23 protein-coding genes and 2 pseudogenes are annotated in these 23963 nt (G+C 58.8%); 5 read left to right on the forward strand and 20 right to left on the reverse strand.

Annotated elements, in window-relative coordinates:
* Genes EJ071_RS36755 through EJ071_RS36765 form a run of 3 tightly spaced genes read right to left on the reverse strand, consistent with a single transcriptional unit; the run spans position 1 to position 2279 of the window.
* Positions 1–234: a ferredoxin family protein gene (locus EJ071_RS36755; protein WP_126102207.1), complete on the reverse strand. Its 234-nt coding sequence runs from the start codon at positions 232–234 to the stop codon at positions 1–3.
* A gap of 12 nt (positions 235–246) precedes the next feature.
* The gene (locus EJ071_RS36760; protein WP_126102208.1) at positions 247–1983 is read right to left on the reverse strand and encodes a fumarate reductase/succinate dehydrogenase flavoprotein subunit; all 1737 of its coding nucleotides are present in this window, start codon (positions 1981–1983) and stop codon (positions 247–249) included.
* 8 nt (positions 1984–1991) lie between these two features.
* A complete protein-coding gene (locus EJ071_RS36765; RefSeq protein ID WP_126102209.1) occupies positions 1992–2279 on the reverse strand; it encodes a gamma-butyrobetaine hydroxylase-like domain-containing protein in 288 nt (95 codons plus the stop codon).
* Between the two features lie 401 nt (positions 2280–2680).
* On the opposite strand from EJ071_RS36765, the gene EJ071_RS40160 reads away from it, so the two are divergent.
* Together EJ071_RS40160 and EJ071_RS40165 are read left to right on the forward strand one after the other, a co-directional pair.
* Positions 2681–3532, forward strand: a complete 852-nt coding sequence (locus EJ071_RS40160) for a CYTH domain-containing protein (protein ID WP_281058888.1) — start codon at positions 2681–2683, stop codon at positions 3530–3532.
* 131 nt (positions 3533–3663) lie between these two features.
* A complete protein-coding gene (locus EJ071_RS40165; protein ID WP_281058889.1) occupies positions 3664–4152 on the forward strand; it encodes a CHAD domain-containing protein in 489 nt (162 codons plus the stop codon).
* Between the two features lie 466 nt (positions 4153–4618).
* Here EJ071_RS40165 and EJ071_RS36775 read toward each other — a convergent pair whose 3' ends face one another.
* Both EJ071_RS36775 and EJ071_RS36780 read right to left on the reverse strand, forming a co-directional pair.
* Entirely contained in the window at positions 4619–5080 is a 462-nt protein-coding gene (locus EJ071_RS36775; RefSeq protein ID WP_126102210.1) for a phasin, read from the reverse strand.
* 497 nt (positions 5081–5577) lie between these two features.
* A complete protein-coding gene (locus EJ071_RS36780; protein WP_126102211.1) occupies positions 5578–5781 on the reverse strand; it encodes a hypothetical protein in 204 nt (67 codons plus the stop codon).
* A 287-nt stretch (positions 5782–6068) separates the two neighbouring features.
* On the opposite strand from EJ071_RS36780, the pseudogene EJ071_RS36785 reads away from it, so the two are divergent.
* Positions 6069–6689, forward strand: a pseudogene (locus EJ071_RS36785) (plasmid pRiA4b ORF-3 family protein); the annotation flags it as partial.
* 1099 nt (positions 6690–7788) lie between these two features.
* Here the strand turns inward: EJ071_RS36785 and EJ071_RS36790 are convergent.
* From EJ071_RS36790 to EJ071_RS36805, 4 genes are read right to left on the reverse strand one after another with little or no spacing between them, the layout of a single operon-like run.
* Positions 7789–9801, reverse strand: a complete 2013-nt coding sequence (locus tag EJ071_RS36790; protein ID WP_126102212.1) for a hypothetical protein — start codon at positions 9799–9801, stop codon at positions 7789–7791.
* Positions 9767–10162: a hypothetical protein gene (locus tag EJ071_RS36795; RefSeq protein WP_126102213.1), complete on the reverse strand. Its 396-nt coding sequence runs from the start codon at positions 10160–10162 to the stop codon at positions 9767–9769. Before EJ071_RS36795 ends, EJ071_RS36790 begins: the two co-directional genes overlap by 35 nt.
* Before the next feature lie 4 nt (positions 10163–10166).
* Positions 10167–10589, reverse strand: coding sequence for a hypothetical protein (locus EJ071_RS36800; RefSeq protein ID WP_126102214.1), 423 nt, complete (start codon positions 10587–10589; stop codon positions 10167–10169).
* Positions 10573–11334 carry a ParA family protein gene (locus EJ071_RS36805; RefSeq protein WP_126102215.1) on the reverse strand — a complete coding sequence of 254 codons (762 nt, stop codon included), beginning with the start codon at positions 11332–11334 and terminating at the stop codon, positions 10573–10575. Before EJ071_RS36805 ends, EJ071_RS36800 begins: the two co-directional genes overlap by 17 nt.
* 1459 nt (positions 11335–12793) lie before the next feature.
* Here EJ071_RS36805 and EJ071_RS38925 point away from each other — a divergent pair.
* The gene (locus tag EJ071_RS38925; RefSeq protein ID WP_189521362.1) at positions 12794–13009 is read left to right on the forward strand and encodes a hypothetical protein; all 216 of its coding nucleotides are present in this window, start codon (positions 12794–12796) and stop codon (positions 13007–13009) included.
* Between the two features lie 67 nt (positions 13010–13076).
* On the opposite strand, the gene EJ071_RS38930 is transcribed toward EJ071_RS38925, so the two are convergent.
* The 11 genes and pseudogenes from EJ071_RS38930 to EJ071_RS36860 all read right to left on the reverse strand — a co-directional run bounded on the left by EJ071_RS38930 (position 13077) and on the right by EJ071_RS36860 (position 23126).
* Positions 13077–13250: a hypothetical protein gene (locus EJ071_RS38930; RefSeq protein WP_189521363.1), complete on the reverse strand. Its 174-nt coding sequence runs from the start codon at positions 13248–13250 to the stop codon at positions 13077–13079.
* Positions 13251–14441: 1191 nt separating this feature from the next.
* Positions 14442–15257: an IS21-like element helper ATPase IstB gene (gene istB, locus EJ071_RS36815; protein ID WP_126102157.1), complete on the reverse strand. Its 816-nt coding sequence runs from the start codon at positions 15255–15257 to the stop codon at positions 14442–14444.
* A complete protein-coding gene (istA, locus tag EJ071_RS36820) occupies positions 15257–16720 on the reverse strand; it encodes an IS21 family transposase (RefSeq protein ID WP_189521597.1) in 1464 nt (487 codons plus the stop codon). The genes istB and istA overlap by 1 nt, the downstream gene beginning before the upstream one ends.
* Positions 16721–17354: 634 nt before the next feature.
* Complete coding sequence (locus tag EJ071_RS36825; protein ID WP_126102216.1) at positions 17355–17837, reverse strand: RES family NAD+ phosphorylase; 483 nt, start codon at positions 17835–17837, stop codon at positions 17355–17357.
* Complete coding sequence (locus tag EJ071_RS36830; protein WP_126102217.1) at positions 17834–18262, reverse strand: antitoxin Xre-like helix-turn-helix domain-containing protein; 429 nt, start codon at positions 18260–18262, stop codon at positions 17834–17836. Before EJ071_RS36830 ends, EJ071_RS36825 begins: the two co-directional genes overlap by 4 nt.
* Positions 18263–18486: 224 nt before the next feature.
* Positions 18487–19473, reverse strand: a complete 987-nt coding sequence (locus EJ071_RS36835) for a Fic family protein (RefSeq protein WP_126102218.1) — start codon at positions 19471–19473, stop codon at positions 18487–18489.
* 111 nt (positions 19474–19584) lie between these two features.
* Positions 19585–19944, reverse strand: coding sequence for a hypothetical protein (locus tag EJ071_RS36840; protein WP_126102219.1), 360 nt, complete (start codon positions 19942–19944; stop codon positions 19585–19587).
* A gap of 84 nt (positions 19945–20028) precedes the next feature.
* A complete protein-coding gene (locus EJ071_RS36845; protein WP_126102220.1) occupies positions 20029–20355 on the reverse strand; it encodes a DUF736 domain-containing protein in 327 nt (108 codons plus the stop codon).
* 811 nt (positions 20356–21166) lie between these two features.
* Positions 21167–21383, reverse strand: a pseudogene (locus EJ071_RS39895) (integrase); the annotation flags it as partial.
* A gap of 95 nt (positions 21384–21478) precedes the next feature.
* Positions 21479–22063 (reverse strand): hypothetical protein, encoded by a 585-nt coding sequence (locus EJ071_RS36855; protein ID WP_126102222.1) that lies wholly within the window; start codon positions 22061–22063, stop codon positions 21479–21481.
* An 880-nt stretch (positions 22064–22943) separates the two neighbouring features.
* Positions 22944–23126, reverse strand: coding sequence for a hypothetical protein (locus tag EJ071_RS36860; protein WP_126102223.1), 183 nt, complete (start codon positions 23124–23126; stop codon positions 22944–22946).
* Positions 23127–23281: 155 nt separating this feature from the next.
* Here EJ071_RS36860 and EJ071_RS36865 point away from each other — a divergent pair, with 155 nt between their 5' ends.
* Complete coding sequence (locus tag EJ071_RS36865) at positions 23282–23686, forward strand: hypothetical protein (protein WP_126102224.1); 405 nt, start codon at positions 23282–23284, stop codon at positions 23684–23686.
* The last annotated feature ends 277 nt before the right edge of the window (positions 23687–23963 follow it).

Genomic DNA, 23963 nt, shown 5'->3' on the forward strand with positions numbered 1-23963 from the left:
TCATCGCAACAAGTAGGGGATGTTCACGGTGACTGCACCTGTTGGGCAATCCGTCTCGCACGGCATGCAATACCAGCATTCGTCGAATTTCATGTAGGCTTTGCCAGTCAAATCGCTGATGCGCAGTACGTCGAGCGGGCATACGTCAACACAGACGGTGCAGCCCTTTTCTGCGATACATTTTGCGTCTTCGACAACGACGGGGATACTGGTAGGCGAAAGCGCGAGTGGCATATATTGTCCTAGTCAAGCATTTTTGGAAACACGCAGACGATCGTAGGCTGTCCGCTCTTCGTCCTCGATAGGGACGAGGTAGGGCTGGACGGCTCGCTTCTCGGAAACCATTCGGCCGTCAATCTTGCGCAGCAGGGTGTGGCAGAACCAGTTCGCGTCGTCCTTCTCGGGATAATCAACACGATTATGATAGAGGCCCCAGCGGCTTTCGGTGCGAAAGAGCGAAGCATGGGCTGCCATTTCTGCGCAATCGAGGATCGATGAGACCTCTAGGCAACGCATGAGCTCATGAGCGTCGCGGGCGACAAGTGCGGTCTCCAGATCGCCTCGCACCTCGGCAAGCCTGTCCTGCCCGATCTTCATCTTGGCAGTGACCTTTGGCGGCTGCAGATAGTCGTTGACGAGGCGCCGGGTCTTGTATTCCAACTGGTTTGGCGGAATGCCGTCGGCGCGCCGGGTAGGCGCCAGCACCCGCTCCCGCTCCCGCCCGAGCAGATCGCTGTCGAATTCCGGCAGGTCAACCTCACCCGCGATTTCGGCCGCGTGTTCTCCAGCTATCGCGCCATTGGTGAATGCGCCGAGCATATAGTTATGCGGGACGCTGGCCATGTCGCCCGCTGCGTAAAGGCCGGCGACGGTCGTGCGAGCATATTCATCGACAAACACCCCAGATGCGCTATGGCCTGAACAGAAGCCGATCTCAGAGATATGCATCTCGATCATCTTGTTGCGGTAATCGGTCCCGCGCCCTTTATGAAATCTTCCGCGTGAGGGACGCTCGACCTTGTGCAAGATCGTTTCGATCTCGCTGACCGTGTCGGAATGCAGGTGATTGAGCTTCAGGAAAACCGGCCCCTTGCCGGACTTGAGCTCGTTATAGAACTCCTGCATCATCTGTCCCGACCAATAGTCGCTCTCGATGAAGCGCCTGCCCTCGTTGTTGGCAGTGTATGCGCCGAATGGCCCCGCAACATAGGCGCAGGCGGGACCATTATAATCCTTGATCAGCGGGTTGATCTGGTAACACTCGAGATTGGCAAGCGCGGCGCCTGCGTGATAAGCCATTGCATACCCGTCCCCCGAATTGGTGGGGTTCTCATAGGTTCCAAACAGGTAGCCTGAATGCGGCAAGCCGAGCCGGCCCGCCGCGCCCATGCATAAGATCACGGTCTTGGCGCGAACCACGAGAAACTCGGCGGAGCGTGTATTTACCGCGATCGCTCCCGCGATCCGCCCATTCTTCGCGGTCAACAGGCGGGTAGCCATGTAGCGATTGGAGATCAGAATCCGCTCGCGTCTGAGCTGGCGATAAAGTGCCTTTTTTACCGTGTCGCCATTCGGCATCGGCAGGACGTAGGTTCCGAGATGATGAACCTTCTTCAGGTCGAAATCGCCGTTGGCGGTCTTTTGGAAGCGTATGCCGAAGCGATCCAGTTCCTCGATGATTTCATGACAACGCGAAGCATATTTGACAACGGGCGCCTGGTCGACGATCCCGTCATTGGCGATCGTGATCTCCTTGGTGTACTGCTCGGGTGTGGAGTAGCCAGGCACAACGGCATTGTTTAGCCCATCCATGCCCATCGAGATCGCGCCCGATCGCTTAACATTTGCCTTCTCGAGCAGAATGACCTTCAGGTCCTGGCCGCGCTGCTTGGCCTTCAACGCGGCCATCGGGCCAGCTGTGCCGCCACCAATTACCAGAACATCGCAAGCGACTTCGGCTAGCCCATCGACAAGGTGGTCCATTGCACTGCTCACCGCTGAGTGTGACTGATTTCGCGCAGATAGCGCCAGGGATAGATGCCGCGGTCGTGACCATCGGAAAAAACCAGACGCATGGCGTAGGACCCGATAGCCTCGGCACTAACGATTGTAACGTCGTCGAAGGAATGCTCCTTTCCTTCGAGGGCGGACCGGATCTGATGGGCCGCTCGGCTGAGTTTGCGCAATTGTGATGCCTGGACACCAGCTCGACTGCCGTCGTCCCACGTGATGGCTAAGGATCGGCGGTCGGCGCCGATCCGGATTTCTAAAGGTTTCATGGCATTCCCGATGGTTCGACGCCATTGTACGAGCGAGTCTCGATTGGACACGCAATAAATTGCCTGCCTTTCGTTAGTCGAATTGCAGGACGACGGAACTCCCGGTAGGCCGGCAAAGGCTACAGCCATGACCACCAGAGCCACCGACAAATCATCGCGGCACCGCCGCGTGACCGGGTCGACCTGTTCCTCACGACGGCAAACTGCATCGGCTCGCCAATCGGCAATATCAGACTTCTTAATGGAAGGCGTTGAAGGCGGCGAGCGGATGAACGAAGACTAAGATGTGTGGTACCGGCTCGTGCATTGTCGTGTTCCGGCTTGAGGTCCGTCCCCTGTAGGTCAAGGCGGGCGATTGTTTGTGACAGCCTTATGACGCACGATGCGCGTGGGTCGCTTCCGTGAAGCGACGCCGAGAGCGTCATGCAGGAAACGGAACTGAAGCTCGAGCTTTCGCAATCGGGTGCGCGGTCGCTCCTGAAGAAAACCCGTTCGGCTCCGAGCCTACCATTCTCCAGCAGATATCCATCTATTTCGACACCCCCGGATGGGATCTGTCCAAGCGCGGCCTGTCGCTTCGCATCCGACAATCGGGAAATGAGCGCATACAGACCGTCAAAGCCGGGGATGCCGCCGCGGCCGGATCGTTCACACGCGAGGAATGGGAGCAGCCAGTCGCCGGCGACACGCCGATACTGGATGATCCGCAGATCCGAGATCTGCTGGCAGAGGATCGCTCAAAGCTCGCGCCCTTGTTCGAGGTTCATGTCAAACGGCATTCCTGGAATGTGTTGGATGCCGACGCCAGGATCGAAGTCGCACTGGATCTTGGCAAGGTCGTCGCAGCCGATCGGGAGGCGCCGCTCTGCGAGATCGAGTTTGAAAAGAAGGCGGGCTCACCGAGAGCGCTGTTCGCGCTCGCCCGGAAAGTCGACCTGATCACACCGACGCATGTCGGAGTGCTGAGCAAAGCTGAACGGGGCTATCATCTGCTTGGCTCGGCACCTGGTGCTGTTAAAGCTGCTTCGACCCCGCTCACGTCCGAGATGAGCGCGACAACGGCTTTCGCGTACATCGCGGTGGCCTGTCTCAGCCAGTTTCGTCGCAATGAAACGGTGCTGGGCTGGTACCGCGATGCCGAGGCTCTGCATCAGGCTCGCGTGTCGCTGCGACGGCTGCGCTCGCTTTGCTCGATCTGCAAGTCGCTGTTCCATGATAGCCGTTTCGACCACCTGCGAGAAGAATTGAAATGACTCGCCTCGGAATTTGGCGATGCGCGCAATATCGACGAGATGATCGGACGGGCTTCGAGTGAGGCTCTTTCTAGCCGTCTCAAAACGCGCGCGACGACGCCTATGCGGCGGTCGAAGCATCGCTTTCCTCGGTGCGAGCCCGCTCCTTCATGATCGAGGCCACAGAATGGGTCTCCATCAGGGACTGGCGCACCGACCAATCGGACGAAACGTTGGCCGATCAGCCGGCAAGGGATTTCGCCTCCGGTGTATTTGATAAGTTTTGGAAAAAGGTAGCGAAGGGCGGCAAAAATCTCGTCGATGCCGATGACGAGACCCGCCATAAATTACGTATCGCCGCCAAGAAACTGCGCTATGCGGCGGAGTTCTTCGAGCCGCTTTACAACAGCAAGGCGGAAGCCAAACGCCATCGACGGTTCATGAAGATGATGGAGATCCTGCAGGATCAGCTCGGCAGTCTCAACGATCTGGCCACCGCCCATGATATGCTGGCGGCGCTGGAGCTTTCGGACGTGGCTGGCGCGAAGGATCTCTACAGCACCGAGGACAAGTCCAAGCTTCTCAAAGACGCCGCGAAGGCACACGACGCCCCTGTCGACGCAAGGCGCTTCTGGCGCTGAGACATGCAGAAGCAGCGACGAAGCTCCATCGGGATGTCCTGGCAACTGGCATGGACATCAGCTACGATCAACTCTGATCTCCTGATAGCTGCTGAACTCGACCTGGCCCATCGGGATCGCATGTTGTCGCAAGCCACATTGGAGGAATGGTGCCGCCGGCTATGCCGAGACCAAATCCAATGCCCGCTTCAAGGCGCGAAGCGGACCTTGCCCAAACGATAGCGCAGTGCTTTTTTGACCCAGCAACGACACGGTTGGCAAAACAACCTGGTGCGAACGCTTAGGGCCGTGCGGGAGCTGAGGTCAAGGCAGCGCTTCAGCCCTGGAAACCGTGAAGGCGATCTCACTCCGACGCGATGGGCAGGCAAACCCGACCGAACGGAGGAAGACCGGCGCGAGGACCGGTCTTTCCATATCGTTGCGATCCGACGGGGTACCGATCCCCGGTCTCGGATTGGCTGAGCAATCAAGCGGCCTTGAATCCATTCAGGGCCTTCTCCCAGGCATCCTTGATTGGCCTGGATACGTCCTCGCTTGCTCTCAACATCTCCGCCTGCAGGGTCTTGGCCTGCTCGATGGAAGCGTCAATCTGTTTGTTCACGAAAGCAGCCTGCAGCTCGATGAACTCGGAGGGCGACTTCACCGCAACCAGTGCTTCGAGGTGCTTGAAGCCGGCTTCCGCATTGGCTCGCAGAGCGGCAATCGTCTTCAGGGACACCTCGTTGCGAGTTGTCTTGGCCACTTCAAAGGACGACACAAAAGCCTTTTGAGTGGTTTCGGCATCCGATTGCAATTTGGAAAAAGCTTCCTTCGCCTGCTCGACGCCCTGTTCGGCGAGGGCGCGAACCTGCTCGGGAGCCTTGGACGGCTCGAAGGTAGCGGATTCCGCGTTTTCGATCGTTTCAGTCTTGCCGGGGATCTTGGACATTTTTTTCCATCCTTTTCCAGGAGCGGCATCAAAACAAAGCCACGTCCTTCATGTACGACCGTCGCAACGGATTTATGAAGCTGTACCAACGATCTGATCTCGTTCTTGATCCGCTACTGGTAGGCAGATGGCAGAGGGGAGGCCAAAAGGGCGATCGCCGCCGATGGCCGGCTTGTAGACAATCAAAATCGCTGCAGGGAAATCAAGTAGGAGAACAGGCGTCGCGGGCTCTCCCGCCCTCTCGCGTCCGCGGCGCGACGCCTACCGCCTTGAGCGCATTGACAATGGTTGCGTAGCAAGATTGCGATCTTCTATTCGGCTGCAGAGGCATTAACGGTCTTAGGCTGCTTGGACGACGGCTACGCTTGATGCTTGGCGACAGGCAAGTATGGCCCGCATCCGGCCGTCATCATGATGTCGCAAATTAGATCGCCCCGCGATGGGATATCGTCGGGTGTCCCCAAACGTCTCAGCCCGGCTTCCGGCCGGGCATATTTTTAGCTTTCAATGGTTCCCAGTTTTGTCCGGATCTTCCCGATCGCCTTCATGATGGTGTCGGCGGCTTGCCGGTCCAGCGCGATATCGAGGAGACCTTCAGTCGTCTGGATCGAGAGAATGCCGAGGGTGCCCTTCTCGTCCGTGACCGTGCCGATATGGATTTCGGTCGGCACGAAAGGCCGAGCCTTTTCCACACGTCTCATGGTTACTCGCGTCATTAGGCGGCTTCCGGCAAACACGCGCGAGCTTGAATTTATGGTTAGACAGGCGCCGTTTCTTGTCTGCGAACGTCACCTTATTGCCCTAAATTGTCGCCCGTCTTCAATTGACTCTGGTGCAAAGTCCGGCACGTGACACCTGCGGGTCCGCGCAAAAAAGTCTCGTACCGGGTGCTACAGGCCGCTGCGGTCTGGACGGCATCAATCCCTGCACGGGCGTCATCTACGATGGCCGATGCGTAAAGGCTTTTGTCGCCAACACCCCGTTGACCATGTCAATCTCTCGGCATATCGATCGCATGCTTGATCCCTTCAGCCCCGACAGCTTCATCGTGCGCGCAGAGGCCTTTGTCGGGATCGAGCCCAAGGTCAGTCGCACCCTTGAACTGCCAATGTCGCTCGACCTCGCGCAGCTCCACGAGGTGCTCCAGGCCGCCTTTGGCTGAACCGACAGCCATCTGCACCGGTTCAACATAGGCGGCATCATCTACGGCGCACCGGAGTTTCGACGAAGACGGCCTCTTCGACAACCGGACTTTCGAGGCCACCGAAGTCCGAATGCTCGACTTCGTCTTCCCCTACGATCCCGGTGAGAGCCCAGTCACGATCCTCTACGAGTACGATTTTGGCGATTGTTGGCGTCATCTGCTCCGCCTGGAGCGTGTCCCGCGCGAGGAAGGGTCAATCCCCGCTGCATCGCCGCTGCTCGGTCGGGGCCCCCTGAGGATGTCGGTGGACCTTCAGGACACGCCGAGTTCCCCGAAGCCTGGCTCGACGCCGACCACGAGGAACACAAAGCCATGCATCGCTCGGCCGGCCGAAAATTCGAGCCGGAACGCTGGAACCCTGACGACATCAACAAGGCCATCGCCAAGGCCTTTCGCGTATCAAGAGTACCGGCAAGGGTCTCCTCACGGCGCCGGATGAGATCGTTTTCCAACCATTCCAACGCCTTCCGCGTTTTCGTTTCTCACGCTGTTCCGCCGCCAATTCCGGGATTCCGAAAATCGAGCCTCTGTGTATCTTGGTCATAAGTTTGTGACGGGGCGACCTTTCGGTTCCCGCAAGTTCAACCTCTGATCGCGGTCGGGCTCGCGGCGGTCATCCACGCCCCCGGCTCCTAAAAGAAAATCGCCGGGCCCGAATACGGCCCGGCGAAAAGAAGGCTCAAACCTTCAGAGGGAACAGTCCAGAAGCTTGGGAGGAAACCACTGAACATGCTCGTTCTGACTTAATTCTCCATCTGTTTCGACGAAGACATTTCCAAAAATTAAGCGATAGTCAGAATATTCTTTTTGGCGCCAGGGGCACGCGTCAAGTGGAATTCGAGGGCGCCTGATGCCGATTGGTTTCGTCTTCGGCCCTACGCGCACGTGCACTGACATCCTGCCATGGCGCATCGAAGGTGACGTGTCGGCGATTGTCGGCGACACATCGATCCCGACAGGCCGCCGACGCCGCCCTCATCAGCCGCTCGTTGTGCATCGGCAGCTACGCGCCTCTGGTGCCCATCAAAATAGTCTCAAATCAGCCGCTGCTACCGCCGAAGCCGAGCCTGCCTTGGCCGCGGTAACAGCGGCATTCCAAAGCGAATAGCGTGTGGTTGCGGAGACAATTAACCAGGCAAACGTTCGCTTCGAAAGCCGCACCTTCGGACAAAACCACCGGCAAGTGCAGGCTTGCAGGAGCTGGTGCATGGTTAGCTCTTCCCTGCGCGCCAACGCTCTTGTTGGCTCAGGCAAGTGAGATCGCTTCGCGGCCCGGTCAGCCGATCGTCCGCTCGGGCATTCGTTTGTGGAGAACTTACACCGAAAGAAGGCGCGCGCATCGAAAGCGGCTACGAAGATGATGCCGGCCCCTGCCTGCCCTCACTTGCCGTAGCCAGACCTAAAGAGGCTGACCGATCCCCCTAACGTCGCGCGACAGCCGAGATGTTGTGCACCCGGCTCCTCGCTTTCCCGCACACAATCCGCGCGTTCTCCGCCGGCGCCCTCAACGGCTCCTGTCCCTATCTTTTTCCGGGGGTGGTCGCAGCTTGAAGGTCTTTGGAATCTCACGATCTCGCTGCTGCTCTTCGGACCGATCGCGGCCACGTTCCTCGCGTTCGTTATCGAGTGAATCCCGACCGGCATTAGCGCCGGCGATGCGCGCCGCATCGATAGTCCGATTGTTGGACGTTTTATTGAGAGCACCCTGCTCTGCGACGTGATCGCGCCCGGCGGCCGACTTTGTTTCGAGCGTTGTCGATTTCCGATTGTCCTGGCTGCGATCCTTTGTTTTCGCTGCCCGCGCGTCGAGCTGCAGGCCCACAACCTTCCCAATGACCTTGGTCGCCTGCTCGAAGATTAGCCGGTCGGTGGGATTCGCAATTTTTGAGGCAACGCTGATGGCCGTTTGAGCCAGTGCTTCCTTGGCGGCCTTAGCCTGTCCGGTGCTGATAGGTGTGGATCGCAACATATGATCTTGGCCTTTCTCTCGTGCAGGGTCCCTGCCCTCGCGAATTGCAGCTTCGAGCCGGTTATACTCCCGTCGAAGTCCAAGGGACAGATCGTGGCTCAACTCCCGCGCTGTACTTGGTGCTGTTTTGTCCTTTGCAAGTCCTTCCAGCATATCAATGACACGGTCGATAGATCTTTTAGTCTGGTCGAACTTTTCTCGCGCGATCTCCAGCTTCGGTGCAGTCGGCTTATCGCGAACTTTCGACATCACTTTGTCGATAACATTGGTCGGCGCTGTCGCTCCCATGCGACGGAACATTTCCCATTCCCATCTCTTTACGGGAGGTGGCCCTGCCCTCTCAACGCGTTTTTGTCTGTCGATCGCAATGCCGCGTTCGCGAGCCTTGTCAGCGAAACGCAGCCGCCACTCCGTAAAGTCGCGAATGTTTGGGTTCAGCGTCTTTCCGCCTGCATTGCGTAAGGAGACGATAACATGGAGGTGCGGATGTTTTTCCATGTCGTGCCGGTTATGGACGGCATAGGCATAGCGGTGACCGGCGAACTGCTCCTTCAGGAAATCCCGGCCAGCCAGGATGAATTGGTCCCGATCGACATTGGCGGGACCAGATAACAACAGGTGCATGAAATCACGAGGCTGGCGCGTTTGCATGAGTGCAGCGACCGTTTTGCCCTCGGTCGTGATCTCCTTGTGATCTTTGGTCGTGATTTCGCGCCGCTCGTCGAACCGCTCATAGAGCCCGCTCCTTCCGGGACGTTGCCGGATATGGGATTTTGTCGAGAGTGTGACTTCTGCGCCGTCACGCTGCATAGCGTGCAAAGTCGCAGTAAGACCCTTTGGGCCGGACACGAATTCGATAGGATAACGGGAAATTGGGTTGATGCCTTCCTCGCGCAAGGCGCCGTCCACTCGGGCGTCGATCGCGTAAATGTCATCGAGTGCGGCCGGTACTCGATTGTCGCTGCTCCGGTCCGCTCGACTCTTCTTTTCATGAGCGATGACTATTGCCAGGTGGAGGCGGGTCTGGCCGTTGACACCGGTACTGACACTGAAGGCATAGGTTCGATCAGTGTCGCCAGCTGCGCGAATTCCTTTCGCTGCGAGCGATTGCAACGCTCGCGCGATACGTCCCCGATCGGTATTCTCGAGCTCGTAGCTGAGGCGGACGATATCCTTGCTGCCTTTCCGGTTCGCGAACTCCCGCTCCCACTCCCTGACAGCTTTGTTGAGGTCAGCCACCTCCCGACCGTCCTGATCGTGCGCGTGTTCTTCCTTGCTCTGATAGGCAAGCACGTTCCGCGCAGAGCCTGCGCCTGCCCCGTAGGACAGGACTTTGACGACGACGGCATTGTTGCCGGATGCCCGGCTGAAGGCTGTTGCGGCCCCGCTTTGCACGTTTGGGGCTTTGCGAGTTTTCGGAGCGCGGCGCGCATTACCCCCTCCTCCGCCACCGCGACGTCGGAACTCGTCATTGATCAGATCGAAATATGTCGGTAGCCGCCGCCCTTCCGGTTTAGACCCCGAGCGACTCTTGGACAGGTCGTTCATCGTGCTGCCGAATTAAATCCTCGATATAGGTCGATGGTCTCACAAAAGCGGCATCACGAATAGAGTCAATTGCATGCATGACTTCCTTAAGTTTCGCCATTACGGCCTCGGCAGCTTCATCGCGGCGTTCTTCGTTCTCATTCAGAAAGTCATCATTGTGAAAAGCCATTTCACGAAGGAAGTGGTGCATATTAGCCAATTGCTTGTCATGCTCCTCAAGCATGGCCGGGATATTCATGATCTCCCTGATCACGATCAGTTTTGCAATGAGGTTGACGGACAGATTCAGTCGGCTCGCCAATGTCTCGACGTTCGCCAACACGTGCCCAGGGAGCCGAAACATGACGGCTGGTTCCCGCATCGGCTTAAAGCCCCCTGGCCTCAAGCGCCTCGAGGATGAGCCTATGCGTAGCGGATGACAACTGTTCGTGCCTCTCCATCGACACCTTGAAAATTTTAAAAAGGACGTCATCCTCAAGATAGAGCGATACGCGCTTGCGGGTGGCGGCAGGAACGCTGTCTCTGTTTGCACCCTTTTCGGCCTGATCCGGTTTGCGCTGTCCTTTGCGGGGGCCCGCACTCTTTGGCTCGGTCCTAACAGTTGCCGTTTCGACAGTATGCGCATCCTTTTCCGGCTGTGATGGGGCCATCAGCCTGTCGACATTGATATTCGTCGGCATGTAGGAGGTAGCGGATTCGGCGACCGCCTTGGCCTGCTCTTCCTTCGAGCGGGCGATGCTAACGATGTTGCCCGCAATAGGGGTGATCTGTTTAGGCGACTTGCTCATTCTTCACCTCTCTCGATAGCAGGCCGATAAACTCATTGTTGAGCTTTTTAATCGAGTCGATCGCATCCAAGACACTATCGGCCGCGCGACGGCGAGCTGATGGACGAAGCGATGAATTGGCTTCTATCGTTTGCAGCTTCGAATAGAGAGAGCCGAAGCCCGCGCCGACATCGCTGAAGTGATTGCTCTTCTTCACAAGTGTGTCGACGATAGGAATTTTGCCCTTGGTCAGAATCGCGTGAACCTCGGGCAATGATCGATTGTGCCGCAGGGCGATCATGTCGATGTTATTCCAGAAGGCGGCATAAGGAATTGGGGTCCCACGCTGTTTCGAAATTTCTTGCAGGATCGCTGCAACCTTGATGGCCGATGTCGCGGCCGTCGGCTCAGCGACGATTGGGATCAGGATGGCATCGCACTCCTGATAGACCTGGACTGCCCGCTTATGAATGTAGCCCCCTACATCATAGATGCGGATGTCGGCATCCGGAGCCTTGTCTAGGCTCTCTCGAAAGGAATCGTCTGGACTGATCCGGAGATGCAGCAAGCTTCCATCCGCGGGAAGAAGTCCCCTCGCCTTCGATACCTCGTACCAGCGGGTCGACGATTCCTGTTCGTCGCAGTCTATGATGAGCGTCTTATGGCCCTGTTGCGCAAATTCCGCTGCGAGATTGACGTTAAGAGTGGATTTCCCGGCGCCGCCCTTGAAAGTTGATATTGCGAGAGAGAGCGGTTTGGCAGCCATGATTTGGTTCCTTCGGTCAAAACGATCGAGCGGCCCACCCATTTGCCTATTTATATAATAGGTTATTCGGCCAACCAAGCAATTCCCAAAACACTCATTCGCTGAAATCGGAGTTCGCTCAGTCGCCTTTGCGCCTAAATTCGGGGTTTCAGTGTTTCGTCATCATTTGTGCGTTTCGGTGACTTTTTGATCTACCTAGTCGCCGATTCGCTCATCCGCGTATTAACGCAGAACCGGTGCCCAGCTTCCGCCATTGATGTCGCGTGCGAAGCGCCCAAACGTCTATCTTGACCTTGCCCAATTTTGAAGTTTGCAGCGTGAGTTGCGCCCTTCTGGGGGTGAAGCTGGCAAGCATGCGCTGTGCAAGAAGCCGCTGGCGCTCGACGGGCGCTGGCGCGGAGCTTTCCACATAGCGAAGCGCGAGCGAGCGACGCGGAGAGGCCGGAGGCCCCATCTGCCGGGGGGCAAAAGACCTTTCACCACTACCCTACGTTGAGCGAAGCGGCGATCGCCCCTCGGGCGAAACGGCTAGGGGTATACCTCTAGCCTATCCTGCCATCTTTTGGACCACGCGATACGGATAACGTGCCCAAGCTCCCGATGCTGTTGCAAGTCTCGACGCAGCAAGAGCGATCACATTGAATGTGATCCGGGGCGCAGGATCAGCACGGTGGTCGTATCGCGTGGTCCAAAAGATGGCAGGATAGGCTAGAGGCGTCTTCCTGAGTGCATGCGATGTATCTCGGACCGGAGGGAAGAGACACGAGAATGCGCGAAGGATGAGACGGCGAGCACACCGCAGGAGAGCAAGAGCTGTCGAAACGCAGTCCGAAGGATGAGAACGGAGTGAAGACTCGGCTCGCTCTCCGTTTCGTTTTCGAAGTCGCGGCAGCGTCCTTCTACCGGCCCGAAAGGCCGGCGGCGAAAGCCGGCAACTGGGAGAGAGGGGCGTGGGGGGGAGGCGGAAGTCTCTTCCCCCACGAGCGCCGAGAGGCTCGATGCCCCGAGGCAATCGGCCAGCTCGTCAAAAACCGGGGCAGGCAACAAGTCAGCCAGCACCCTCTTTCTTGACGATGTCCGATTTGCGAGGATCGCGTTGTCGCGCTTTCAGGATGCGATGGCCATAGGATTGGCCAAGCCGGCTTGCCTGGCTTCGGCCAGAGCATCCCACAGGCGATGTACGTCTGGGAACTTCGAGCGATCTCGCTTCGACGCTCCAGTTCCCGGATCAGCACCCCTGGCTCCGTGCTGAAAGCCGGCTCTTAGGTCTTAGTCAAGTGTCCTGCTGAGAGAATTAAGCGGCCCTCATTCGGGCGGCTCCTTCGGCGATCACTGAGTCGAACTGGCGATCAATCGCGGCCTGCTCTGCGACAAGCTTTGCGAGCTCGGCTTGAGCTGCCTCGCGTTCGCTGGGCGAGAGGATGCAGCCGGCAAGCTCACGCGTTATCCTGACAGTCAAATGAAAAGTCGCTCAGTGGGCGGAAAATCGAGAGGGCTAAGCCCTCTCGATTCGTCGCCGACCTCATTCGAGATCAGCGGCGAAGGCTTGGATGTCACGCGCGAACTGCTCGGCCGCAGCTTGCTCCTGCGCAATCAGGGCCGCCTGCGCGGCTTCGGCCGCGGCGCGTTCTTCCTTGGTGAAATAGCAGCTCCGAAGCTCCGCCCGTTATCCTGACAGTCAACCGAAAACTCGCCAAAATGAGAGAACAGAGAGGGTTAACCCTCTCTGTTCATCGCCGACCTCATTCTAGATCGGCAAGGATTTCTCCGAGGTGTCGCTCGAACTGCTCTTTCTCGGATTGGGCCTGTGCGAGGAGGCTGGCAAGCTCGGCTTCAGCACTGGCACGTTCGGCTTTGGTGAAGAAGCAGCTTTGAAGCTCGGCACGCAATTCGTTAATTTGATCGAGAGTGGTCATGTTGATCGTCTCCTTTTGATGACGTCGACGAGGCCACGTGCGCACGAAGCGCGCGTCAGGGATCGCGGAACGCGACCGGCAGCGCCGGCGAGTGGGGTGCCGGTTTTGTCGGAGCGAAGGGAACCAGAGCGGAGATAAAACCGGGGGCCCACGCTCGTCCTTGACGCGGGCTGAGCAGCCGTAGAATGGAACGGCAGAAAGAAGAGAACCCGCGACCCCGACCAGGGGGCGCGACCGTATTCCTAGGAGGTCAGCCGCATCTTCTCGATCCGTCGCAGGTCTTCGCCCACGGCAAGCCGCTACAGTTCCGTCAGCCTCTTCTCCTTGAGGATTGCCCTGGCATTGTCCGCGGCATCCGCCCATGCGGGGCGATGGCGCACAGTGATACAGGCGTTCGGGCATCGCGACGGTTCGCACAACGAGATCATCGGAGCGGCGTGGTCGCCTGAGGCGGCGTGGCGGAGACAGGCAGCGGTGGCGGGGTCGAAGAAACAATCGGCCAGCACGCCGACGTGAAGGGAGCGTGCCGCGTCGGCCAACAGGATGCGGAGGCGACCACGGTCAGCAATCATGCCGGGAAGCGGTTGCAGCTCAGCCGCAGCACCGTCGAGCGATTTGCCGATCCGTGCCGCGGCCGAGCCGGAGACGGGAGGTGCTAGAGCTGCCCGGCACTCTCCAGGGCCAGCCTCCGCCAGCTATGTGGGAGCGCTGCGGCCGGCCTGGAAAGCGCCTCCCTCAGCATGTGCATCGACGTTTGGAAGACCGCTAGAGTCGGTGCAGAGTGCCGACTGTCAAGATAAAGCGCGCAACTGCTGGATTTGGTCGTAGATGGCAAGCATGTGTCTCTCCTCTGTTTGAAGACGAGAGACGTGCACGATGCTGGAGCAGTTCGGGTCGAGGATCGCCACTGGCGACCGGCGGAGCCGGCGAGTGGGGGAGCCAAAATGCCCACATTTTGGGAGTACCGCTCGTGCTCGAGGCGGGCTTGTAGCACGACGATTATGGAGACCGGTCGGCGGCGATTATGATGGCCGGTGGAAGGCGGCGCCGAGTGGTGTGATTTGGGTATCACCGGGTCGGTTGTCTGGCAACTGGCCAGCGACAATTATCGGAGTTGTAATTGTCGCTGGGGCATTGTGGCGAGCTGGCGTCGGCCGCGGATCTGCGGCGAGTAATTGTCCTCAGCGGCAATTAGGATGACGGGTTGGGCGGGTCGTCTGGTTCATCGTTGACGTTTTGCGGGCCGGCGCCGCGGGCGACGGCGGCTCGCTTACGATAGCTCTCACCGTTCATCTCGATGATGGTGGAGTGGTGCACGAGACGGTCTATGGCCGCGACCGTCATGGCGGGACCTGGAAAAACGTCCGACCATCCGGAGAAGGGCTCGTTGGCGGTGATGGCGATTGAGTGTCGTTCGTATCGGTGAGCGATGAGCTCGAACAGGGCACTGGTCTCCAGCTGGTCCTTTCGTACGTAAGACAGCTCGTCGAGTACAATGAGATCGTACTTGTCGAGTTTGTCGAGCATCGAGGGGAGACTGAGCTCGCGGCGAGCGGCCTGAAGCTTCTGCACCATTTCGGTGGTTGTGGAAAACAGGACGCGGCGACCGGCATCGATGAGGGCGTGGCCGATGGCGGCGATCACGTGCGTCTTGCCGGTGCCGCTCTGACCAAAAATGAGGATGTTGCCGCCGCTTTCGATCCAGCCTTCGCCCGTGGCCAGGGAAAGCAAATGGGGCTTTCGGACGCCGGAAGGAAAGTCGAAATCGAAAGTGGCGAAGGTCTTGCCGGCAGGCAAGCCGGACTGTTCGCGATGGCGCTGGATGCGTCGAGAGGCGCGCTCGGCCATCTCGATCTCGAGCAGACAGGCGAGAAGGTTGGCCGCGGGCCAGCCATCGCGATCGGCGGTGTCGGTGAGATGCTTCCAGTTGCGGCTGATGCTGGGCAGGCGCAGTGCCGACAGCAGGGTGGGCAGCACGGCGGCGGCCTGATCCTTGGTCCTGCTCATCACAGCACCTGTGCGTTGGCGAGCAAATGGTTGTACCCGGCGAAATCGGGCGGCGGGATGGTGACGTCGACACGGCTTCTGACCGTGGGCAGGAACTCGCTCTTCAGCTTGGCGACATTGGGGAGTTTGCCTCTATCGAGCGCGGCCTCGATACGCAGGGCCAGAGCATCGACGCAGTTGCCGTTAGCGGCGATATCGAGGAGAGCGACCATGTCGCGGCAGGCCTGCCGGGCATCGAGAGCGGCATCGAGCGCCTGCCATGCCCTGGTATAGGCATGGGTGGGGAACAAGGCATTGCGGTAGACCAGATAGCGCAGGGCCTGGGGCTTGCGCTTCAGGTTGCCGATGAAGTGCCGGAAATCGATATTGTGTCCTCGCTCCGCATGTTTGACGCGGACCCGGGCGGCTGTCATCACCTGGTCCGGCCCGAGGAAGAGCTCAACCCGGTCATCGTAGAGATGGGCATGGAGGCGGTAGCCGATGAGGCGCGAGGGTACCGAATAGGTGATACGGTCGACGCTAATGGTGCTGTTGCGGGTGACGTCTGCGCTGACCAGGGTAAAATCCGTGGTTCGCTTCGGCGGCAGCGGCTTGAGGACGCGGCGCTCGTCATCCACGAGCCTGGCCCGGCGTCGGTTCTGCTTGGCCACCTCCTGATCGACGAAGCGGCGGTAGTCCTGGATGCTGTCGAAATCGCGGCTGCCGCGGCGGCGCAGGGCCTGATCGAGCCGGCGCTTCAGGTGGCCATTGGGAGCTTCGATTGAACCGTTCTCATGGGCGACACCTTTGTTGTTGCGCGTCGGCGTCATGCCATAATGTCGGCACAGCGCTTCATAGTTGCGGGTGAAATCGCGCTGGGCGTCGGCGTCGAGGTTCTTGTAGGCGGCCGATAGCGAGTCGCTGCGCAGCTCGGCGGGTGCGCCTCCCAGCTTCCACAGCGCATCCTGCAGATGCTCGGACAGTGCGGTGAAGCTCTCTCCACCCAGCACGACCGCTGAATCCTCCCAGCCGCTGCTGGCGAGGCGAAAATGAAAGAGGCGATGGTCGAAGCGCTGGGCGGCGATGGTGACGTGCAAATCGTCAGCGACGGTGAAATCCAGGAGGCCTTGCCGGCCGATCTCGTGATGCTGTGGGAAGAAGATCTCCTTCTCGCCCCCATTCAGGGCCCGCCACCGGGCAATCCGGCGCTCGAGTGTCCGCCTGACGCCATCGGGGACGGCGGCCTCCCCGAACTCGTCCTGCAAAGTCTCGAAAATGGTGACGGAGAGGATGCCTGGGATCTTCAGCAGCTCCTCCACGCGTGGCCATATCTGTTCGAGGGGGTCAGGCCGGGTACGCCAGTGCCGCTCGCGCTTCTTCTGGGATGGCAGCTGCGGATTCTTGTCGATCCGGCGTGCACTTCGTTCGCTGATACCGGCCTTGGCGGCCGCAACGGCCTGGGTGTGGTGACGACGCTGAGACATGTAACGATGTACCTGTTGATCGGTGATGTGGAGGCCAGGCATCGGTACCTATCGCTGCTATGTTCGATAGGTGTTCCGATACCACCACTCCACGCGCCCCGATCAGATTCCCCTCGCAAGGGGCTTCTGTCGCGCCCGCCCGTCAGACCCGCTCTCCGGTCGGGGCTCCGCCCCTCCCTACAACCGGGCCCGACGGGCGATCCCACCGGCCATCATAGTCGTCGCTGAACCGGCCACCGTAGTTGTCGCCGCGCACGGGCTGTTCCGGCATCGTATGATGGGCCATCTGAAGTAACGGACTTTGGTTCCCACGGGGTCGGACATAAGAAAGCCAACTGACCGGTCTCCATAATCGTCGCGCTACAGCCAACCGCGCGAAGATCGAAGACCCAGGCCCTGGAACCGAGAGTACCTCATCGTTGGGATGCGGCGCTATACGGCGGGGTGAAGCCCCTGGGACACCCTAACCACCCGGCGCGAGCTCGGTATTGCGCATCGATCCCTCCGGCGTCCATGACGCGCATTCCCCGACAGAGGCGATACGAGCATTGCAGCACAAATCCGTTCAGCAGACATCACGCTACTACAATCTCGGCCGGCCCGATTGTGTTGAGGATCCCGCGATGGGTCCTTCTCAGGGGCCGAACAACCGTCGGTCCCAATAGACCGGCTTGTGGAGGCTGCTTGTGATGGTGCGAAACTCAGAACAGACTGGATTGATCAGGATATTGTTATCGAGGCGGGCAATGACGCTCGGCACGACCAGGATAGCGCTACGCCGCTCCACGCACCATTTTTCCCCAAACGCCTTGCTTACGGTCGCCGGCATCGTATCCCAGCCTGGAAGTGACGGCGGCGAGAAGACCTCATAGCTGGTCCCACGCGGAATAGTGATCTCGATATAGTGCTGGTTCGGCGGCAGCCGGCCGCTGCCGTGAACGAGCTTTTCGAGAAGCGCCGTAGAAAAGTGTTCGGATGCATAGATGACCGGGCTTCCAGGCGTGTTCCAGCGCCCGGGCGCGATGGTCGAGCCGGCCGCATCGAAGATCGGAAAGTCTCCTGCCGGATCTCCGATGCGAAAGGCTGGCAATGTTCGGTCGAGGATTTGCGCCGTCACGCAGCACTGCCATACTTGAGGCCTTGAAGGATGTCGAAGACGAACTCGGCGCCAATCTCGTTTTGGATGACCACGTCAACCGGGCACCGATCCTCGAGCATTGGGTGCGGGCGAAACAGAAAGTCACGGGCCTCGTCCTCCCTGCCCCAGACATCGACGGCGAGGCTCCACAGACGCGCCAAGCGTGCGAGGCGGGTTCCCTCCTCCGCCGACAGGACCTTTCGGCCCTTTCGGCGCTCATAAGTCGCCCGCGGCACCAGCCGATACTTAAACTGGCTGTCGTTGGGGGCCACGAGGTTTGCAACACGGTCGAGGGCGACGATCGGCAAGCCATCCTCGATGCGCCTGACCAGCCCGATCGCCGAGATCGGCGCGGCCTTGCCCGGCAGGCCGAGGACGTCGGCAACGGACGCGAGCGCGAGCATCAGAACCTCCTTGTTCACTTGAGACCCAATATAGTCTCACCTGGTACGTCGTTCAAGCGCTACAAGGACTCCGCCTCATCCGTTCCCATTGCCGACAAAGGGCCCGTCAATAGCCCCTCAATATTCGGCGAAGTCAGGTCGATTTCGCGCCGGGCCGCGGATGCGACTTGTCCTGATCAGGTGTCGGCATTGGGCCAATCGCTTCATTTGTGTGTATGGGCGCGTCAGCGGGATCGATCTCGATCGTTAGTTTTCGGGGGAGCGAGCTTGACTGTTCTGGTTGGAACATCGTTTTGAACACGGTCCGCTTTGCCATCGCTACGAATTTTTTCATCGCCACGATTTGAATTGCTCTTGGCTATGATGACATGGTCGATGGAGACGCTCACGCGATCATTGGACTGAGGCGTCTTTGCAAAGTTTTTCACGTCGACGGCGTTAATCCCGCGAGCATTGGCGACAAGCGCGGTACCGTAGCTAACAGTCACTACCCGCCCCTTGAGTTCGTCGCCCTGCTTTGGGAACTGAATTTCCGGCTTGCCCATCATTCTTAGCGCCTGGGCAGTCATGCTGGTGACGCGGCCAAGCTGAGGATGATTGCGATCTTTGTTGATCTGGTGCGCCTCCAGCACCCGTTTCGCGAAGTCCTTGCCGTCTCCCACTGTGGCTTTTGCCAGGAAATCGCGCGTCTCACTGGCAGCAGGCCACATGGTTTCACGATCGAGCTCGAAACCGCGTTCCTTTGCGAACTGGTGCATGAAGACGCCGATCGTGCGGGTATTGCCCTCGCGAAAGGCGTGAGCCTGCCAAAGGTTGCTGATCAGCTTAGTGAAATGTGCCGCCGACTGCGCCCTATTGTTGTCGTCCCATCGAAATTTGCCGATTTCCTTCGTGTCTTGGTCGAGCAACTCGCTCATCTGGGCATGGTCGCCATAGGCAACGGAATGCCCGCCGAGGACCGCTTCGGGCTTCGACATATTGTAGATGCGCTGTTGCCCGGCCCATGGATACACATCAGAGAATATCCGACGATGCACTTCCATGAGATGGGCAGTGTCGAAATTGCCTTTGGCCGGGTGTTTCTCAAGATCACGGATGGCTTTGTCCGTCGCCATCTGCTCACGAAGATTGAGCTGTTCCTGATCGCGCACGTCGAACTTATTGATCAGTACCGAAGTGCCAGGATAGCAATAAGGATCCTGAGAAGACATGTCACCGAATAACGAAATAGAACAATTGGAATTTGAATCGCCATAAACGCCGCGGTCAACCTCGACGCGAGAATTTGTCTAGATTGTTCCTGGATATGAAAAAGCGGCCGATCAGGCCGCCTTTGAACGTTTGTAGGCGATATAGCGATCGCCAATGGTAAAAGCCTCGTCCATGGTAACGACGCCATGTTTCTCGAGCGCAGACAGGAATTCTTCGAATGGCCCGAGTTCATTGCCGGAGCCGCGCATGATGGCAAGGCTACCGCGATGTGAATCGTCGATCATAGCCTGACGATGCCGCGAGAACACATCCAGATCACCGGACTGGAAGAACGCCTCAATCACCGCATCGGCCTGCGCTCGAGTGGTAATGAAGTCGGGAATGTTGTTGAACACAGCGCCTCGCTTTCGGCAGTTAAGATAGTCATTTCTGCCGCGATTTTCAATGTCTTGCAGCCTGTTGACGATCATGGCGAACGCTCCTTTCCATTGGCTTAGAGGGCACTGATAGAGAAAGCCCCGCCCTTGCAGGCAGGGCTTTCCGAAGCGAGCCGGTCAGTTCGCCGGCGGGTTCCAAATCATCACGTATTCGCCTTCGTTGCCGCCTGGAGCCGGCGCGATGTTGGCGTAGAGGGTGCCGAACTCGGGGGCGCGCAGCGAGACGGAGATGTACTCGGCTCCGGTGCGTTGCGAGGTGCGGACCCAGGCTGCACCAAGTTCGAAGCCGTTGCGGGTTGCGACCACGCGGTAATCGGGCTCCTGGCTGTCGGCGCTGCGCTTGGCGTTTTCGACGACCGAGATCGGGCAGCGGATCGAGAGGGTGGCGAGGGTGCCGGCGAAGCCTTTGTCGTTGGCGGTGAGGCGAGCGATGGTTGCTGACATGTCGGTTCTCCTTAGCTGATCGGGATCATTCCCGTGAACGCCCCATGAAAAAGCGCCAGACGGAGGACCGGTCACGACGGGATTTATCCCGGAGCTAGACCCATGCTTGTGCCAGCGGTGGAGGGGGATCACCCACCCGAAGGGCGGCGCGCTTGCGCGCCGTGATCGCGACGCGATTATGGGGAAACCATCGCTGGCTTGCCCCTAAGGGTCAGGCTTGGGTTGACCGGGCCGACGGCGGCGGTTCGAATAAAGGGGCGTCATTGGGAATGAATTCGGGTTAGACACGGAGAACTATGTCACCGTTCCTCGTGTCTGCCACTCAACGACACGGGGGGGCAGGATCGGCCTCGGTTTTCGTTGGCTTGCGCCCGCTGCGCGGCTGAAACGCAGGGCAGCATTATACGCCGGTGTCCTATCGGGATGTTTGCAGGTCGTTCGGGTCTGACATCGTGGCCGCCCTCTGGCGTCCACGGCGCTGGTGGAAAGGATCAAAGGTCTTTTCCGTGCTTTCCGCGACTCGGCCTCTCCAGATCGTTGAGGCGTGCATGGCGCCACGTATGCTATGTCACGATTTGGGACCAATGGAATCTGGTGATGGATCCGCTCGAACTGCTGCTTGCAGGGCTGGATTTGCGCTGTTTCCTCACCTCAACAGCAGAAACTGTATCGTTCGAAGCAATCCTGACAACAGGACGGGAATTTGGCCGATCGTTTGATCGTACGCACGGAATGGATGCTGGGGGCAAAGTGCGGTTGCTTCCCAGGGCCCTTGTCGGAGAGACGCTCAACGTGGACGGCCCTTGTTGTGCTTCAAGATGCGGCGGAAGAGAAGGCCTCTCGCGACCCGGCCAAGCGGATCCAGCACTCAAGAGCAACAACGGGGCCGGTCGATCGGCAGGGCCGCGCCCGACGATCTCGGAACGCCGCAAGCCGCCGGCGAAGCCCAACAGCAAGATAGCCCGCAGCAGACTTCTCAGATCGTTGCCGAGCGTGTTGACCATCGCCTTGATGTCGTCGCCAAACACGGGAACGCTCGGGGACAGTATCTGACTGGAGGTCGGGCTTTATCAAGCCTTGTCGCGCTCTTTCATCTAGCGATCCTAATCCCCGATGAGGAACGTCAGAGTTCCTCACTCATGTCGCTAATCTCCAATTTGAATTGAGCTCCTTCGAAGGTCATCAGGCAGCGACCGAAGTCATCCCAAGAAATCTCCCGCCCATCGATTATAAGGAGGGGCACATGTCCATCTTGCGCTGCGTCCCAATCGATCAGCCCCCGAACGACGCCGGCTTGTCCGATCTGTAAGCCGTACTCACCGTCCTCGAGATGTTTTACGGCCAGGGTGCGCCGTATTTTCGCGATCAGGCGGCCGAGCATGGCGAGAGGATCTTCGTTGGGTTCCGCAATCACCTGGAACCGGTAGCCGCCCGGGTTGCCGTTTCGGAGTTCGAACGCGTCCAAGGCTACGCCCGTGCCAAACAGGAACGTCGTGAAGTGGAATTCATGGATTTTCCCGTCGGCGTCTTTCAGTCGGATCTGATCGAATTCGACATGCTCGAAGTTGTCCAGGCCAGCAGCCGTGGCTGCCTTGCGATTGAAGCAGCGCCGGCAAAGCCGTTTAAATCCTGCTTCCATCGAGCCGTATTCCACGATCTCGAAGCTCGGCACCTGGCAGCCACAGCCTACGCATTTTGACTTCCGCATGGGACCTCAACTTCTCTGGCCGCGATGTATGCGACGTAGTGCTGCTGTAGCAGGTGTCCTTGCCAAGCCGCTCAGGGCAGGACCTACCTGTCCACGATCTCAGCCTCTATCGAACATCGTCATCCGCGATATCCTCGCCCGCGGCAAGTGCCGGGATCCCGCCGGCCAACAAGTTCTGCTTAGACTGCAGCCCGCGTCTCGAAATCCGGCAGTTGGCGCGGTCGGAAGGAGCGAACCTTATCCGGATTCCAAGTGTCCAGTGAGTGTGTAGATTGGCTAGCTCGGCATGAGTTCCAGGCGCAATGCCGCGACGGGCAGCGTCTTCGAGATGTGAGGCTACACGGGCCTGACGCTTTATGTGGCAGTCCAAGATCCAATCACCGGGAAATTTTTTCGGCAGATCGCCGGAACGGTGACAATGCGCTTGGCATCGGGGGCCTTGCCATTGGCGAAAAAATGGCCGGAGTGGCGCGGGCCGATTGGTGTGAATTCATCGCAGCGGGGTTTTGCGACAGGCCTAGCTGTACTGAATGTCAGGATGACTTAGGCGGGACGTACAGGCAGATCGTACTGTCAGGGCCAAATGGTATTTCACGATGCCGTTCTACCGTTGCCTTTTGGTCATGGCACCAATGGTAACGCATGTCGTGCGAGTGACGCACCCTGCTGTCCCCGTAAGGCAGCAACTCACCGGACGGCACCTTGAAGCCCTTGCTTGTTTCGCTAACGGCGCCATCCGTCATCGGCTCGCAATGCTCGTTCTCGCAGCACTGTTTTTCGTACCAGCTATGTGCCGATGCCGCCGGCACTCCGAAGGCACACGCTGCGGCGATGATAGCCTCCAACCCGAGGGCGCCGCCGCGCCCGCCAAATGGCCAGATCATGATTTATCCCGGATCAGGTTGAGAAATTCCGGATAGATACAGCGATGGCCGAGGCCGTTTGATAGATAGGTCCAGGCCCGATCGGCGCTGTGCGCTAACGCAGAACCACTCTCCAGCGCCGCAGCCGTGGCCATCAAGCCCGCCAGCCCTGCGCGTCGCCGCGTGCTGACCACATGCATCGAAGGGCCTCCCCCTTGCGGTGACCGAAGTTGTCACCAGCCACGGCACCCTTCGCGCGGACACGCCAGGTGGCCCTGGACTTCTGCGCTGGGCGATACGACTTGCTCCTAGATTAGCACATACTAATATGATAAGCAAATGCGAGGGCTAATTCATGGCGCAGTTCCAAATCACTACTGCATTGATGTGGCTTGTCTTAGCCGCCGAAGCGAACGCTCACGATTGGTACACCGGGAAGACTGATCCCGTTCTTCATTATGACTGCTGCGGCAATAAGGATTGCCACCCGATCGATTCCAGCAACGTCAGAATGACCAAAGACGGCTATTTTGTGAGGATGCCGCGTCCCACCTACCTGAATGAGCCGCAAGAAGCTGAGTGGTTTATTCCTAGAGATCGCGTCCAGGCCGCGCCGGATGATCGGTATCATATTTGCGAGCGTCTGATGACGCTTTACCGAACGATCACCCCCCACATGAAGTTCGAAGCCTATCAGAGGTTCAGGTGGACGTGCTTTTTCGCGCCGCCGGGCACAAGCTCAATCGCGCAGACGCGCTAGAGAACGGGTCAGGACGAGGCGAACAATCCTTTCGAGGGCAAACTAGCGGTGCGCTTTGCGTCATAGTTCCGGGCCTAAACGCACAGCCTGTCGGCAACGTTCTATGTCCGATAATTGTTCATCGGACGTATGTTGCTAACTCTGCCAAAATCCAAAATCGATGCAAGGGTCCTAACAGACTTCCCCCATATCGCCGATCTGATCAAGAAATGGGCGCAGGTTACCTGCGCACTGGCGCGTCCCGACGCCTCGAAACCGCGACGCGCTAGACCAGGAT

It is taken from the genome of Mesorhizobium sp. M1B.F.Ca.ET.045.04.1.1, from assembly GCF_003952465.1.
GTDB lineage: Bacteria > Pseudomonadota > Alphaproteobacteria > Rhizobiales > Rhizobiaceae > Mesorhizobium > Mesorhizobium shonense.